We start from the raw sequence: 15,575 nt of genomic DNA on the forward strand, positions 1-15,575 counted from the left end.
CCTTTCTACAAACGCCTCATCGAAAACGGAAAACCACCCATCGTCGCAATCGCAGCAACCATGCGCAAAATCATCATAACCATCAACGCAAGGCTCAGAGAGGATTTAGCTCAACAGAGTTGATGACGTCGGGAGATACGCACCCTTTACTCTTCGGGAGCGCCTACTCACCCTTGATGATATTCGCCATTTCCTGAAGCAGAGAATCCCGGCCTTCGTCGCCAACGCGATGGATGTCATTGATGACCGGCTTACCATTCTCATCGATCACATCGAAACCGACCTCATCCACCGTCGCCTTCATGTCGGCTTCATCCATGCAGGCCCAGAGCTTGAACTTGACGGCCACGGGCGTAACGCCATCCTTGGCGGGAGCGGCGGTGATGTTCACATCCTGCAACGGGCAGCCATCCTGCGAATTCGTCACCACGTCGTAACCGAAGGGGTCGCCCTTCTCTCCGGCGTCCGCCTCATAGGCAGGCTTCTTGGACGCTTCACGATATTTCTCGGCAAACTCCTTGCTGAACAGCGTCGTCAGCAAATCTTCGTCGAAAATGTATTTCCAGTCATCCGCCTCGCCCGACCAGTTCTTGACCGTGATATCCATGATCTTCTTCACCGGCTCTGTCGGTTCGGCAGCAAAGGCGTTGCAGGAGAAAAGAATGGCGGCGGTGGCGAGCAGAATTTTCTGCATGGTGATGTCCCAAAACTGGCGGCTTACCCTGCGTAAGCGATTCGCCAGACTGTAATTCGCAATCCCGTTTTAGCAATGCGCCCAGGGTTGTTTTAGCAACACCAAAAAAGCGTGGGCATGGCTTTGCGTTCAACGCTTGCGATGCTATAGCGCCCGTGGATATTTTCCGCATAGCGCGCTCCCGGCGCAATCGTTCTCGAAGGTGAGGAATTCATGACAAAGATCAAGGTAGCCAATCCGGTCGTCGATCTCGACGGCGACGAAATGACCCGTATCATCTGGCAGCTCATCAAGGACAAGCTGATCCTGCCTTACCTCGATCTCGACATCGAGTACTACGATCTTTCGGTTGAAAACCGCGACGCTACCAACGACCAGGTCACGGTCGATGCTGCTCACGCCATCAAGAAGCACGGCGTCGGCATCAAGTGCGCGACGATTACGCCGGACGAAGACCGCGTCAAGGAATTCAACCTCAAGCAGATGTGGAAGAGCCCGAACGGCACGATCCGCAACATTCTCGGCGGAGTCATCTTCCGCGAGCCGATCATCTGCAAGAACGTTCCACGCCTCGTTCCAGGCTGGACGAAGCCGATCGTTGTCGGCCGTCACGCTTTCGGTGACCAGTACAAGGCAACCGATTTCAAGTTCCCCGGCAAGGGCAAGCTCTCGATCAAGTTCGTCGGTGAAGACGGCCAGGTTATCGAGAAGGACGTATTCGACGCGCCGAGCGCTGGCGTGGCAATGGCGATGTACAACCTCGACGAATCCATCCGCGAATTCGCACGCGCTTCCATGAACTATGGCCTGATGCGCAAGTGGCCGGTTTACCTGTCCACCAAGAACACCATCCTCAAGGCCTATGACGGCCGCTTCAAGGATCTGTTCGAAGAAGTCTACCAGACGGAATTCAAGGCGAAGTTCGACGAAATCGGCATCACCTACGAACACCGCCTGATCGACGACATGGTTGCCTCCGCTCTCAAGTGGTCCGGCGGTTACGTCTGGGCGTGCAAGAACTACGACGGCGACGTTCAGTCCGACACTGTTGCGCAAGGGTTTGGTTCGCTCGGCTTGATGACATCCGTTCTTCTGTCTCCGGATGGCCGCACGGTTGAAGCTGAAGCGGCACACGGCACGGTGACACGCCACTACCGCCAGCACCAGAAGGGCCAGGAAACCTCGACCAACTCCATCGCGTCGATCTTCGCATGGAGCCGTGGCCTCGCACACCGCGCCAAGCTGGACGACAATGCGGAACTGGCAAAGTTCGCTTCCACGCTGGAAACCGTCTGCGTCGAAACAGTTGAAGCCGGCTTCATGACCAAGGACCTCGCTCTCCTCATCGGCCCGGATCAGCCATGGCTCTCCACCACGGCTTTCCTCGACAAGATCGACGAAAACCTTAAAGTCGCAATGGCTGCCTGATCTGATTTTACGACTAGTGATTGGAAAACCCGGCTTTCGCGCCGGGTTTTTCTTTTGAGCGATAACAGCGTCTCGATGACGTCATCTCGCGGGCGCAAAGGACTCGCAGGGATGACAGAGCGGTAAGCGAACTGACTTATATATCCGCCTCATGTCTCCCGGAGACATATCGCGCACTCGATGATCGAAGAGATCGGCGAGCTCTGCCCTACGAAAATCTTCAACTTTGGTCCGCAGACCTCAACGCACGTCATCCAACCCATACTCCGCACATCTTGATGCGATACCCGTTTTGACCGATTTTTCAGGCGTTTGCCCGCAGCTTAAAATCTGCGCACATTAGAGTTAAAGCTGCAAAATTAGTCGACACTCTGCACAAATGCATGGCAGTCGCTCAAAATCTGCACTCCAATTCAACGCTCTGTGGAGCTATATAACTCTCACCAGCCGAATACGCAGGTGACCTGCAGTCCGGCAAACAGATTTTGAAGATCAAACCATCAAATATTGAGGAAACGACCATGAACCCGCTTCGCATCGCAAAGAACTGGATCAGCTACCACCGCACACTCAACGAGCTTGGCAGCCTCTCCAACCAGGCATTGAACGATATCGGCCTGACCCGTTACGACATTCGTAACGTTGCTGCCCGTTCGTTCCGCTAATCAGTAGCGTAACCGTCACTCGACCTGATCGACCTCCCAAGCGTCGAGCGACCGAGCGATAGGCACAACGTGCGACAGACCCGCACTATTGTACCGATAGTAAACCCGTCGAAATTTCGGCGGGTTTTTCTTTTGTCTGAATGGTTCGGTTGACGACGTTTTAAAAATGCAGCGATCAGCAAACGCTTCGTAGCTTTGCTGGAAATCAGGTCCGCTGAGGGCGTGCGACAACGCGTGGTCGGGCTACACTTCACGGCAGCGAATACAAGGCTGCGCGCCACTGCTTTTATGCGGGATTTCGTTTTCACGATAACGCCCATGTAATGGAAACTAGAAAGATCGCAAAAAGAAAGGCCCGGAGCGTTAGCTCAGGGCCTTTTGGGAGGATATCCTCAATCACGCGGTCCAGCGACCGCGTAAGCAGATATTAGATGCCGACTGCGGTACGTGCGACGCGGCGGATATCGCTGCGGCCGATGCCGAGGTCTGTCAGTTCGCGGTCGCTCATGCGGCCAAGTTCAGTTACGGTCTGACGATACTTGCGCCAGTTGTTCAGCGAGCGTGCAATGTTCATGGTCGTTTCCTTCGTTCCATCTGTCAGAGCCGCTTGGGATCAGCTCTGAATTCGTTTTCTGAAGCTAAATATAATCGGTTTAGCGGGAACAAAAATAGACAATGAAGTATGCCACCTATGCGCCTGACGCATTCCTAGGCGTGGATCGCGGCACCAAACGTTAATATCTGCATAATTTGCCATCAAAATGGGCATTTCGCGAAGCTTTGTAACGGCCCGCCGCGCGTCAGGGTAAATGTGAGGTTTTACGAACTCGATTTTCGGGATTGGCCAGTTTCTCATCGCGCGACTCTGTAAATCCGCCATTGATTCTGGCTGTTCGCCGCAGTCGATCATCAATGACACGATGCTTTCTGCCATCCCTTCTCATAAAAATCGGGCGGCGGTGATAATAACCGTTGGAAATAGGGCTTCCATTCCGTCATTTTTCCTTTGCGCTCTCGAAAACGGGTGATATAGAGACGCCGCGCTCCGGAAGGCCTTTTGGGCCAGATGTTGTTTATGCAGGATTTAGAGCGCGGGTATGGCGGAATTGGTAGACGCACCAGATTTAGGTTCTGGCGACGAGAGTTGTGGGGGTTCGAGTCCCTCTACCCGCACCATCTGAATCGCCGGGAAGATGGCACGAAGTTTGTTGCTTCGCCGCTTCTCAAGGCTGGGGCATTTTTTCGCCCATGCATGCAGATATTATAGCTACGGCCGGTGAATTTAGGTTCAGGCGCTGTGCTCATTCGAAACCAACGGCTGTCTGAGCACCGCCGCCATGATGTGAAGGTATGGAAAATGCAGGTTATCGAAACGCTCGCTGAAGGGCTGAAGCGCGAAATCAAGGTCGTCATTCCGGCTGCTGACATGAAGGCCCGTCTGGATGAGCGCCTCGCAGACGCCAAGGACAAGGTCCGCATCAACGGCTTTCGTCCAGGCAAGGTCCCTGCCGCACACCTCAAGAAGGTCTATGGCAAGTCCATCATGGCCGATCTCGTAAACGAACTCGTTCGCGAAAAGCCTTCCGAAATCCTTTCCAGCCGTGGTGAAAAGTCTGCGACCCAGCCTTCCATCTCCATGACGGAAGACGAAAAAGAAGCCGACAAGATTCTCGCTGCGGAAGCTGATTTCGAATTCAACCTTTCCTACGAGATCATTCCCGCGATCGAGCTGAAGTCGAACGACGGCATCAAGGTTACGCGCGAAGTCGTTGAAGTCTCTGAAGACGAGATCAACGAGCAGATCCTCAAGATCGCTGAAAGCGCCCGTACTTACGAAACCAAGAAGGGCAAGGCCGCTGACGGCGACCGCGTCACCATGAACTACCTCGGCAAGGTCGACGGCGTAGCCTTCGATGGCGGCGCTGCCGAAGATGCTGAACTGGTAATCGGTTCTGGCCGTTTCATTCCTGGCTTCGAAGACCAGCTCGTCGGCGTCAAGGCTGGCGACGAAAAGCAGATCACCGTAACGTTCCCGACCGAGTATCCAGCTGCTGAACTTGCAGGCAAGGAAGCAACCTTCGACATCACTGTCAAGGAAGTCGCCGCTGCTGCAGCCGTTGAGATCAACGACGAACTGGCAACGAAGCTCGGTCTCGAATCGGCTGAAAAGCTGAAGGAAATCGTTCGCAGCCAGATCGAAGGTCAGTACGGCAACGTGACGCGCCAGAAGGTAAAGCGTCAGATCCTCGACCAGCTCGACGAACTCTACAAGTTCGACACGCCTGCTGGCCTCGTTGATGCCGAGTTCGAAAACATCTGGCGTCAGATCAACACCGATCTCGCACAGTCCGGCAAGACCTTCGCTGACGAAGACACCACGGAAGAAGAAGCACGCGAAGAATATCGCAAGCTGGCTGAACGCCGCGTTCGTCTTGGCCTCGTTCTCTCCGAAATCGGCGAGAAGGCTGGTGTAGAGGTTACCGAAGAAGAAATGCAGCGCGCGCTGTTCGAGCAGCTGCAGCAGTTTCCGGGCCAGCAGAAGGAAATCCTCGATTTCTTCCGCAACACTCCCGGCGCTTCCGCTTCGCTTCGCGCACCTATCTTCGAAGAAAAGGTCATCGACAAGCTGCTGACGGAAATCTCCGTCACGGACAAGACGGTTTCCAAGGAAGAGCTTCTGGCTGACGACGCTGAAGAAGGCGAAACCCCGAAGAAGTCTACGTCCAAGAAGAAGGCTGCTGCCAAGTCAGATACCGCTGAAGGCGAAGAAGCCGCTCCTAAAAAGAAGGCTCCGGCCAAGAAGAAGGCCGCCGAAGGCGACGCTGAATAAGATCAGCCTCAATGCCGCCGTGTGTGGCTTGACCGTAGAATTTGAAAAGCCCGTCGAATTTCGGCGGGCTTTTCGTTTTCTTATTGTTGAAATGTAGAGCCATCTTTAGTCGCCTTGGCACCTGGGCACCTTTGTTTTCTGGAGCCCTCTCGCATTTCTTTTCCGCGCAGAAATTCTAACGTTGCTTAGCAGGGCTCCGTCATGACCCGCTTCCTCCGGCATAAGGCTGACATGTCTCTGCCAGTCGAGGGTTTTGTCACAGTGACTTGAGCTGGCTGAATGCCGACTTTGAACCAGTGCTTTCCGCTGCGATCTCAAAGCGACTTCTGGCCTTTGAGGCTGATATGACAACAGTCGATGAACGCCAAGCGGCGTCGACGTCCACCGTCACGAAAATCATGTCCAGTTCACAGCAAAGCCGACAAACAGCATCGGACCCGGGCAAGGCAGTCTCAAGAATTACACCACACAGCTTCGGACCAAACCGGAAAGTACCGGCAGGGTAAGCCCAGCGGTTCGTCTCCCGACGCCGGAAGGCAAAAGACGCGTGACGTCAGAACTGATATCCGAAAACAAAATGGGGACGCGATGGCGTCCCCATGATGTCGTATGCGGAAGGCAGAAAGCAGCCTCCAAAAAAAGGGCAATCAGCCAGCCAGAGTTGCCGCGACCGCTTCGATTGCCTCATTTGCCTTGGCACCATCCGGGCCGCCTGCCTGAGCCATGTCGGGCCGACCGCCACCGCCCTTGCCGCCGAGTGCGGCAGATGCGGTACGGACCAAATCGACGGCGCTGTAGCGAGAGGTCAGGTCTTCGGTAACACCTGCAACAGCGCTGGCCTTGCCATCTTCGGATACTGCAATCAGCAGAACGACGCCTGAGCCGAGGCTCGTCTTGGCATCATCCGCAAGGCCCTTGAGTTCCTTGGCGTCGATACCAGCCATCGCCTTCGCCATGAACTTCACGCCGCCGATTTCCCTGACGTCGCCGCTCGTGCCTTCAGCAGAACCACCGCCCATGGCCAGTTTGCGTTTCGCATCCGCCAGTTCACGCTCAAGCTTCTTACGTTCATCCAGCAAGGTTTCGACGCGCGAAAGCACTTCCGCAGGCTGGACTCTCAACGAAGATGCAAGCGTCTTCACGCGCTCATCCTGCTCAGCGAGATAGGCGAATGCACCCTGCCCCGTAACTGCCTCAACGCGGCGCACGCCCGCGCCCACCGCGCTTTCGCCGAGAACACGCACGAGACCGATCTGCCCCGTAGAGGCAACATGGGTGCCGCCGCAGAGCTCGACAGAGTATGAACGGTTGGCCTTGGCACCATGGATACCCGTGCCCATGGAAACGACGCGTACCTCGTCACCGTATTTCTCGCCAAACAGGGCCATTGCGCCTTCGGCAATGGCATCGTCCACACTCATCAGTCGGGTGACGACCGGCGAATTCTGAAGAATGATCTCATTCGCCATATCCTCAACGATCTTCAACTCTTCAGCCGTCATCGGTTTTGGATGCGAAACGTCGAAACGCAGACGCTCTGGAGCGACCAGCGAGCCCTTCTGGGCAACGTGGGTTCCAAGTACCTCGCGCAATGCCTCGTGTAGCAGATGTGTTGCGGAATGGTTTGCGCGAAGACGCGAGCGGCGATCGTGATCGACGGTCAACTGAACTTCATCACCGAGCTTGAGGCCGCCCTTGGACACCATGCCGACATGCACGAAAAGGCCCTCGCCCTTCTTCTGCGTATCGGAAACCGTAAACGCGGAATTGTCCGAAGAGATGATGCCGGTATCGCCCATCTGGCCACCGGATTCACCGTAGAACGGCGTCTGGTTGACGACAAGCTGCACGCTCTCGCCCTCAGCAGCAGCCTCTACGGACTTGCCATCCTTCACAATGGCCAAGATGACGCCTTCGGCGGTTTCCGTATCGTAGCCAAGAAATTCGGTGGCACCGAGCTTCTCTTTCAGTTCGAACCAGACGGTTTCGGTAGCCTTGTCACCCGAGCCTGCCCAATGCGAACGGGCTTCCGCCTTTTGGCGCTCCATCGCATCGGTGAAGCCGGAAATGTCCACGCCGATTTCGCGGGCGCGAAGCGCATCCTGCGTCAGGTCTAGCGGGAAGCCATAGGTGTCGTAAAGCTTGAATGCGGTTTCGCCGTCCAGCATATCGCCCTTGTGGAGGGTCGAGGTTGCATCGGAGAGCAGCGAGAGGCCGCGCTCGAGCGTCTTGCGGAAGCGGGTTTCTTCCAACTTCAGCGTTTCGGAAATCAGCGCTTCGGCACGGACGAGTTCGGGATAGGCGCGGCCCATCTGCTGAACGAGAGCAGGCAGCAGCTTCCAGATCAGCGGCTCACGCGAACCCAGCAATTCGGCATGACGCATAGCGCGACGCATGATGCGGCGCAGGACATATCCGCGGCCTTCATTCGATGGCAGCACGCCATCGGCAATGAGGAATGCGGAAGAGCGAAGGTGATCGGCAATCACGCGATGGCTTGCACGCTTGTCGCCCTCGGCGGGAACGCCGGTCGCCTCGACCGAGGCCTCGATCAATGCACGGAAAAGATCGGTGTCGTAATTGTCGTGCTTGCCCTGGAGCAACGCGGAAATACGCTCCAGTCCCATGCCGGTATCGATGGACGGACGCGGCAGATCGATGCGTTCTTCCTTCGTCACCTGCTCATACTGCATGAAGACGAGGTTCCAGATCTCGATGAAACGGTCGCCGTCTTCATCGGCAGAGCCGGGAGGGCCGCCCCAGATATGGTCGCCGTGATCGTAGAAGATTTCGGAGCAAGGGCCACAAGGACCGGTATCACCCATCGCCCAGAAGTTATCACTCGTCGGAATGCGGATGATGCGGTCGTCGGAAAAACCGGCAATCTTCTTCCAGAGATCAAAAGCCTCGTCGTCGGTGTGGTAAACCGTGACGAGAAGACGGTTCTTGTCGATCCCGAACTCACCCGTAATCAGGTTCCAGGCATGGGTGATCGCCTCTTCCTTGAAGTAGTCACCGAAGGAGAAGTTACCCAGCATTTCAAAAAAGGTGTGGTGACGAGCCGTGTAACCGACATTATCAAGGTCATTGTGCTTGCCACCCGCACGAACGCACTTCTGCGATGTTGCGGCGGTGGAATATGGACGGCTTTCAAGACCGGTAAAGACGTTCTTGAACTGAACCATGCCAGCATTGGTGAACATCAATGTCGGATCGTTGCGTGGCACCAGCGGGCTGGAGGGCACGATCTCGTGGCCGTTCTTCTTGAAGTAGTCGAGGAAGGTCGACCGGATCTCATTCACACCGCTCATACGAAGTCCTTCATGGCCACGCGCGCGCGGCTATAGCATAAAAATCACTGGCTTTTATCGTCCACGATCCAGCCTGTCCAGCCAAACAGCACCACGTTACAACACAAATAAGGCCGCATGAAAAAGATCATGCGGCCTTAAGCTTATGAAGTCGACACAAGTTGCCGAAACAGACTTCGGCAAAACTGTTATGCTTCCGGGTCAACCCCGTCCGCATCCGCCTCAGGTCCACCATTCTGAAGGAACTTGTCAGCAATAAGTCCGGCGTTTTGGCGAAGCGCCATCTCGATCTCATCCGCTACCGCGGGATTGTCCCTCAGGAAAATCTTTGCGTTTTCACGCCCCTGCCCCAAGCGCTGACTATTATATGAGAACCATGCGCCTGACTTTTCGACGATACCCGCCTTGACGCCAAGGTCGACCAACTCACCGGTCTTCGAAACGCCCTCACCATACATGATGTCGAATTCAACCTGCTTGAAAGGAGGCGCCATCTTGTTTTTCACGACCTTGACGCGCGTCTGGTTGCCGACCACCTCTTCACGGTCCTTGACCGCGCCGATGCGTCGAATGTCGAGACGAACCGAAGCGTAGAACTTGAGAGCGTTGCCGCCCGTCGTGGTTTCCGGAGAACCGAACATGACGCCGATCTTCATACGGATCTGGTTGATGAAGATCACCATCGTCTTCGATTTGGAAATCGAAGCGGTCAGCTTACGCAGCGCTTGGCTCATCAAACGCGCCTGAAGACCCGGCAGGCTGTCACCCATGTCGCCTTCGATTTCGGCGCGAGGGGTCAGGGCAGCAACGGAGTCCACGACGAGAACGTCCACGGCACCGGAGCGCACCAGCGTATCGGTAATTTCAAGCGCCTGCTCGCCCGTATCGGGCTGCGAAATAAGAAGGTTCTGAAGGTCCACGCCAAGCTTGCGGGCATAAACCGGATCGAGCGCATGTTCAGCGTCCACAAATGCGCAGATGCCGCCCTTTTTCTGCGCTTCTGCGATGGTCTGCAGCGCAAGCGTCGTCTTACCAGAGCTTTCAGGCCCGTAAACCTCGATGATGCGTCCCTTCGGCAGACCACCGATACCGAGCGCGATATCCAGACTGAGAGAGCCTGTGGAAACCGTTTCGACTTCAACAATATTTTCATTGGAACCGAGCTTCATGATCGATCCCTTGCCGAACGAACGTTCGATCTGGGAGAGCGCCGCTTCCAGTGCCTTGCTTTTATCCACCGAATTATCCTCAACAAGACGCAAAGAATTTTGTGCCATCTGAACCACCTTTAGGTTATTGAAGCCGCACAGGCAACGAAGCAGTGTTGAAAGAGTATGTACTCTATTTGTTCTCATTTCACAACGCCTCTCCAGGCTATTGAAAACAAATAATGATAAGCCGTTCGTTCTGCTTTTGTTTTTTCTCTGGATAACTCTCAGCGGAGATGCATCCAAGGCCAATTGCGCGCTACGTTTGGCCGAATCGGAATGGATTGTTCGCGCTCCGAAAAGGGAGGAAAACGTGAAGAAAATACTCATCCTGGGGGGCGCCCACATAGACCGGCGCGGCACGATCGGGACGGAAACTGTCCTGGGCGCCAGCAATCCCGGTTCCTGGATGGAAGAGGCAGGCGGCGGTGGCTTCAACGCGGCACGCAATCTTTCCCGCCTTGGCCTGAACGTCCGCCTTATTGCACCTCGTGGCGGTGATGCCGCTGGCGAGACCGTGTCCCTGGCCGCCAAGGAAGCGGGAGTCGAAGACACACCTTTCACGTTTCTGGACCGGCGAACACCGAGTTATACCGCCATTTTGGAGCGGGACGGCAATCTGGTGATCGCAATCGCGGACATGGAGCTTTACCGTCTTTTCACGCCGCGCAGGCTGCGCGTTCGTGCTGTTCGAGATGCCATTATGGCGACAGACATCATTCTTTGCGATGCAAACCTGCCGGAAGACACCTTGCAGGCGATTGGCATAGCGGCACGGGCCTGCGGAAAGACGCTTGCGGCCATCGGCATTTCACCGGCAAAGATCGTAAGACTGAAAGCTGCGCTTACCAACATCGACATGCTATTCATGAACGAGGCCGAGGCACGCGCATTGACGGGAAACGATGTAGACAATGCGCGCGACTGGCCGGATGTTCTCAGAGCGCTGGGACTACGCGGCGGGATCGTCACCAGCGGAGCAGAACAGGCGATTGCATTTTCAGAACGGGAAATGGCGGTGCTGAGACCGCCCAAAATTGAAACGGTAAAGGATGTCACCGGTGCAGGAGATGCCATGGCCTCTGGCTACCTCATGGCAGTTACCAGCGGTAAAACCATCGGTGAAGCATTGAGATATGGCGCGGCAGCGGCGGCGATTACCGTTCAGTCATCATCCGCGACCTCCCCTCACCTTTGCCCGGACACACTCAATGAGGCGCTCGCACTTGTGCCGCCTGCGGAAATGTTGTGAGACATTTCTCAAGAAATATGGAAAGACAAATGAGCAAAATCATCCCACCGCTTCTACCCATCGCCTATTCCACAGAAGTTGCCGCAGCAAAGCAACGCGGCGCGCCTATCGTTGCACTGGAATCGACCATCATAACCCACGGCATGCCTTACCCCGGCAATATCCAGATGGCGGAGAGCGTGGAGCAGATCATTCGTGATCAAGGTGCCATTCCGGCGACGATTGCGGTCATCCATGGCACATTGCATATCGGCCTTGAGAAAGAACAGCTGGAAGCCCTGGCGCAGACGAAGGATGCCATGAAGGTCTCCCGCGCCGATATCGCTTTTGCGATAGCGGAGCGACGCACCGGAGCGACGACGGTCGCTGCAACCATGATTGCGGCCGAGCACGCGGGTATCAAGGTTTTTGCCACCGGCGGCATTGGTGGCGTTCATCGCGGCGCTGAGGAAAGCTTCGATATTTCCGCTGATCTGACAGAGCTGGCTCGCACGGGCGTCATCGTTGTTTGCGCGGGCGCCAAGGCAATCCTCGATGTTCCGAAGACGCTGGAAGTGCTGGAAACTCAGGGCGTGCCGGTGGTGACCTTCGGTTCGACCGAGTTTCCCGCTTTCTGGTCGCGCTCTTCAGGCCTTGCAAGCCCGCTATCGCTCAACAGCCCTGCGGCCATTGCAAATTTCCAGACCACCCGCGAACAATTCGGTATCGACGGCGGCATGCTGGTCGCAAACCCTGTGCCCGAGGAAAGCGAAATCTCCCGCGAGGAGATGGAGATTTACATCAGCCGGGCACTCTCTCACGCGCAGGAAGATGAAATTGCCGGCAAGGCCGTTACGCCATATCTGCTTGCGAAAATCTTCGAGATCACAGACGGTCGAAGCCTTGAAACGAACATCGCACTTGTTCGCAACAATGCAAGGCTGGCGGCGGAAATTGCAGTTGCGCTGACCTGATAGAAAAGGGACACACAGATGTCACCCCTTGTCGCAGCCTTTATTGTCTTCGCCGTACTTCTGGTACTCGATTTCGTAGCAGGGGCGGTGTTGAAGAGGCCGCTTGGGAGGATTGTTTTCCCGATCGTTGCCGGGGTGGCGTGCTTTATCGTTTTCAGCTTCGTGTAAAAGCCGGGATCGAATGAAAAAGAGAAGCGCGGCGGAAATCTGAATCGCCGCGCCTCAAGATCATCACTTCAGGCGCGCAATGATGAGATGTCCCGGCGTCGGCTTGCCGTCCTGCATGCGAACATTGATATCGGTGATGTCGACCAGTTCGAAACCGGTGGCGGCAAGACGTTCACGCACATAGGTTTCGGAATGTGCAAAGCGCTGATGCGGCCCAACGATATAAGGGCGGCCAGCCATGGTCTCCTCCGGCAGCGTCTCCGAAGAGAAGATCAGCAGGCCGCCTTTGTCCATATTTTCAGCGGCACCGAAGAATAATGGCTCCAGCGCCCCGAGATAAGGCAGGACATCTGTTGCCGTGATGAGATCGAAGGACTCGTCATCATTGTCCTCGAGAAAATCCTCGACTTCCGCGACATAGAGCGTCTCGTAGACATCCTTCTCATGCGTCAGTTCGACCATGTTTTCGGAAATGTCGATGCCGGTAATGTCTTCCACCATGTCGCGCAGAGCTTCACCGGTCAGGCCGGTGCCGCAACCAAGATCGAGCATTCGCTTGAACGGACCGAGCTCTAGCGTCTGGAGACGCTGGCGAACCATCATCGGGACGGCATAGCCAAGCTGCTCGACCAGAATATCCTCGAATGCTTCCGCGTGCTGGTCGAAGAGGGTTTCGACATAGGCGTCCGGTGCCTTTGCAGGCGTTTCGCCCCGTCCCATGGCGGCGATACGCACAGCAGCACCGCCATGATCTTCCGGGTCGATTGCCAAAACCTCTTCATAGGCCTTGACGGCGGCATCGATATCGCCCGCCTTTTCCAGCGCAAGCGCTCGATTATAGGCCTCGGCGAGCGCCTCTTCATCGATCTTCTGGTTCTTGGTCATCACGCACATCCGGCTATAGCATCAAAATCGATGCCTGCTGTAAGCTGCAATGCCCGATGGCGCAATCCGTTAATGGCGTCAGTGAAGAATGAATTCGCCCTTCAGCGAGCGCCATTCCTGTGCGGAAATAAGCTTCCGATGAACGTAGCGAACCGAGTGAAGCGGTCCATCAAGTGTCTCCTGCCAGAATTTCAGGAAACCCTTCATCTCCGGAAAATCCGGCGCAAGATCATAGTTCTGCCAGACATAGCTCTGGAGAACGACGGGGTGATCGGGCATGTGATAGAAGATTTCGGCTGTGGTCATGCCATAGCCTTTCAGCATCATTTCCATGTCCTTGTTCATGGCGGCTGCTCCCGTTCTTGTTGGTCTTCAATACCGTGGAGGTAACCAGACCATGGGAACATGACATGGTTAAGCGAACCTTACCAAGCAATAACATTCGCCTAAAAAACCATTTGAAATCATAATGTTAGCAACACCTTCGTAAGAGTGCTGCCAGCGATCCTCATCGCTTCAGATGTCGGGTGAGACGTGCTTCCATCCAGCCCCAGACATGACGCAGGGTTTCCACGATCGTGAGATAGAAAATCGCTGCCCATAGATAGGTCTGATAGTCGAAGGTACGAGAGAACGCGTAGCGTGTCTGGCCCATAAGATCGTAAACGGTGACGATGGACACAACTGCGGAACCCTTGATCATGAGAATGATTTCGTTGCCATAAGGTCGCAGCGCCACGATGAGCGCCTGAGGCAGCGTGATTTTCCAGAACGTGACCGGCTTGGAAAGCCCGAGCGAAGCCGCTCCCTCATGCTGCCCCTTCGGCACGCTCTCGATTGCGCCGCGCAGAATTTCCGCCTGATACGCTGCGGTGTTCAGCGTAAGGGATAGAAGCCCGCAATACCATGCCTCGCGGAAGAACCACCAAAGACCAACCGTTTCCAACTGTGGACGGAAACCGCCCAGGCCGTAATAGATAAGGAAAAGCTGTGCGAGAAGCGGCGTGCTGCGAAAGGCATAGACATAAGCATATGAAATCGCGCCGAGAATGCGGTTCTTGGACATCCGCGCGAACGCAATGGGAAGCGACAGTAACGCACCCAGCAAGATGGACAGGCCAACGAGCGAGATCGTCGTAAGCAGTCCATCGAGGTAGCGTGGACCATAGCGGTCAAACTTGTCCCAATCCCAATCGAGGACGAGGGAGAGAAGGAGAGAAATCGCAAGCACCAGCCAAAGACCGACAATGGCGACGCCAATGATCCTGGCGATGGAAATGCCCTGCGGAGGCGCTGGCGGTGCCGGGCGCGCCGGTATCAACTGATCGATTTGGCTCATCTGCGCACCTCGGAGCGTTTCGCCCAACGGTCGATGAAGCCGATGCCTATCGATGATAGAAGCGCGAGTACGAGGTAAAGCAGGCAGGCAATGCCGTAGAAGAAGAAAGCTTCCTTGCTAACACGGGCGGCAATGCCGGTCTGGCGTACGATATCGGCAAGTCCGATGATCGACACATAAGAAGTATCCTTTAAAAGGATGACCCAGAGATTGGTCATTCCGGGCAAGGCAATGCGTATCAATTGCGGGATGATGATGAAGACCATCGTTCGGGGTCGGGAAAGACCGAGAGCGTGACCTGCCTCATACTGCCCCTTTGGAATGGCGCGGAAGGCAGAAAGCAGCACTTCCGAGGCATAGGACGAGAATACCACGGCGAGTGCGATCATGCCCGCAACGAAGGCGTTGATCTCGATGGGACCGGACCATCCAATGTAGCTGCCGACAGACTGGAGCAGCATCTGCATGCCGTAATAGACGATGAAGAGGGTCAGCAGCTCCGGCAGTCCACGAAAGATGGTGGTGTAGATACCAGCCGCCAGACGCAGAGACTTTTCCTGAGACTGCGCGGCAAGCGCAATGAGAAAGCCGATGGTGAGACCGATGGGCAGCGTTGCCAGAGCGACCGAAATCGTCACCTTCACGCCAAAGGCAATCTCGTCACCCCAACCGGCATCGCCGCAGGCAACAAGCGTACCATTTCCGAAGAGGGAGAAGATGCCGACCGGCCCACAAAATGGGTCGAACAGATACGTCAGATAGGTCCAGAACGAACCTATGGCGGAAAATGCTCCGCTCATGCCAATTTCCCCTGCGGTCTTTGCCGCGAGTTGCGTTTTCTT

The 15,575-nt window shown here is 55.6% G+C and carries 15 protein-coding genes, 1 tRNA gene and 1 pseudogene; 8 read left to right on the forward strand and 9 right to left on the reverse strand.

What is annotated here, in order from left to right; translation table 11 throughout:
* Positions 1-123: pseudogene (locus G6L28_RS23190) on the forward strand (IS110 family transposase); the annotation flags it as partial.
* Positions 124-163: 40 nt separating this feature from the next.
* On the opposite strand, the gene G6L28_RS08225 reads toward G6L28_RS23190, so the two are convergent.
* Positions 164-694: a hypothetical protein gene (locus tag G6L28_RS08225; protein WP_174063307.1), complete on the reverse strand. Its 531-nt coding sequence runs from the start codon at positions 692-694 to the stop codon at positions 164-166.
* A 213-nt stretch (positions 695-907) separates the two neighbouring features.
* On the opposite strand from G6L28_RS08225, the gene G6L28_RS08230 reads away from it, so the two are divergent.
* Together G6L28_RS08230 and G6L28_RS08235 are read left to right on the forward strand one after the other, a co-directional pair.
* The gene (locus G6L28_RS08230; RefSeq protein ID WP_174063308.1) at positions 908-2,122 is read left to right on the forward strand and encodes an NADP-dependent isocitrate dehydrogenase; all 1,215 of its coding nucleotides are present in this window, start codon (positions 908-910) and stop codon (positions 2,120-2,122) included.
* A 521-nt stretch (positions 2,123-2,643) separates the two neighbouring features.
* Positions 2,644-2,787 (forward strand): DUF1127 domain-containing protein, encoded by a 144-nt coding sequence (locus G6L28_RS08235; protein WP_174063309.1) that lies wholly within the window; start codon positions 2,644-2,646, stop codon positions 2,785-2,787.
* Between the two features lie 427 nt (positions 2,788-3,214).
* Here the strand turns inward: G6L28_RS08235 and G6L28_RS08240 are convergent, their stop codons facing one another.
* Both G6L28_RS08240 and G6L28_RS08245 read right to left on the reverse strand, forming a co-directional pair.
* On the reverse strand, positions 3,215-3,361 hold the full coding sequence (locus G6L28_RS08240) for a DUF1127 domain-containing protein (protein ID WP_174063310.1): 147 nt from the start codon (positions 3,359-3,361) through the stop codon (positions 3,215-3,217).
* Between the two features lie 39 nt (positions 3,362-3,400).
* Complete coding sequence (locus tag G6L28_RS08245; protein WP_174063311.1) at positions 3,401-3,721, reverse strand: hypothetical protein; 321 nt, start codon at positions 3,719-3,721, stop codon at positions 3,401-3,403.
* A gap of 157 nt (positions 3,722-3,878) precedes the next feature.
* Here G6L28_RS08245 and G6L28_RS08250 point away from each other — a divergent pair.
* Together G6L28_RS08250 and tig are read left to right on the forward strand one after the other, a co-directional pair.
* Positions 3,879-3,963: transfer RNA gene (locus tag G6L28_RS08250), tRNA-Leu, on the forward strand.
* Positions 3,964-4,144: 181 nt separating this feature from the next.
* Complete coding sequence (gene tig, locus G6L28_RS08255; RefSeq protein ID WP_174063312.1) at positions 4,145-5,617, forward strand: trigger factor; 1,473 nt, start codon at positions 4,145-4,147, stop codon at positions 5,615-5,617.
* Positions 5,618-6,264: 647 nt separating this feature from the next.
* Here the strand turns inward: tig and alaS are convergent.
* Entirely contained in the window at positions 6,265-8,928 is a 2,664-nt protein-coding gene (gene alaS, locus G6L28_RS08260; RefSeq protein ID WP_174063313.1) for an alanine--tRNA ligase, read from the reverse strand.
* Between the two features lie 188 nt (positions 8,929-9,116).
* The gene (gene recA / locus G6L28_RS08265) at positions 9,117-10,205 is read right to left on the reverse strand and encodes a recombinase RecA (protein WP_174063314.1); all 1,089 of its coding nucleotides are present in this window, start codon (positions 10,203-10,205) and stop codon (positions 9,117-9,119) included.
* Positions 10,206-10,449: 244 nt separating this feature from the next.
* On the opposite strand from recA, the gene G6L28_RS08270 reads away from it, so the two are divergent.
* From G6L28_RS08270 to G6L28_RS08280, 3 genes are read left to right on the forward strand one after another with little or no spacing between them, the layout of a single operon-like run.
* Positions 10,450-11,388, forward strand: coding sequence for a PfkB family carbohydrate kinase (locus tag G6L28_RS08270; RefSeq protein ID WP_174063315.1), 939 nt, complete (start codon positions 10,450-10,452; stop codon positions 11,386-11,388).
* A gap of 29 nt (positions 11,389-11,417) precedes the next feature.
* Positions 11,418-12,341 carry a pseudouridine-5'-phosphate glycosidase gene (locus G6L28_RS08275; protein WP_174063316.1) on the forward strand — a complete coding sequence of 308 codons (924 nt, stop codon included), beginning with the start codon at positions 11,418-11,420 and terminating at the stop codon, positions 12,339-12,341.
* An 18-nt stretch (positions 12,342-12,359) separates the two neighbouring features.
* Positions 12,360-12,509, forward strand: a complete 150-nt coding sequence (locus G6L28_RS08280) for a hypothetical protein (RefSeq protein WP_174063317.1) — start codon at positions 12,360-12,362, stop codon at positions 12,507-12,509.
* A 63-nt stretch (positions 12,510-12,572) separates the two neighbouring features.
* On the opposite strand, the gene G6L28_RS08285 is transcribed toward G6L28_RS08280, so the two are convergent.
* From G6L28_RS08285 to G6L28_RS08300, 4 genes are all read right to left on the reverse strand, one after another.
* Positions 12,573-13,394 carry a class I SAM-dependent DNA methyltransferase gene (locus G6L28_RS08285; protein ID WP_174063318.1) on the reverse strand — a complete coding sequence of 274 codons (822 nt, stop codon included), beginning with the start codon at positions 13,392-13,394 and terminating at the stop codon, positions 12,573-12,575.
* A 78-nt stretch (positions 13,395-13,472) separates the two neighbouring features.
* A complete protein-coding gene (locus G6L28_RS08290; RefSeq protein ID WP_174063319.1) occupies positions 13,473-13,739 on the reverse strand; it encodes an usg protein in 267 nt (88 codons plus the stop codon).
* A 163-nt stretch (positions 13,740-13,902) separates the two neighbouring features.
* Positions 13,903-14,733 (reverse strand): ABC transporter permease, encoded by an 831-nt coding sequence (locus tag G6L28_RS08295; protein ID WP_174063320.1) that lies wholly within the window; start codon positions 14,731-14,733, stop codon positions 13,903-13,905.
* Entirely contained in the window at positions 14,730-15,533 is an 804-nt protein-coding gene (locus tag G6L28_RS08300) for an ABC transporter permease (RefSeq protein WP_174063321.1), read from the reverse strand. Before G6L28_RS08300 ends, G6L28_RS08295 begins: the two co-directional genes overlap by 4 nt.
* Positions 15,534-15,575 lie beyond the last annotated feature (42 nt).

It is taken from the genome of Agrobacterium larrymoorei, from assembly GCF_013322225.1.
GTDB lineage: Bacteria > Pseudomonadota > Alphaproteobacteria > Rhizobiales > Rhizobiaceae > Agrobacterium > Agrobacterium larrymoorei_A.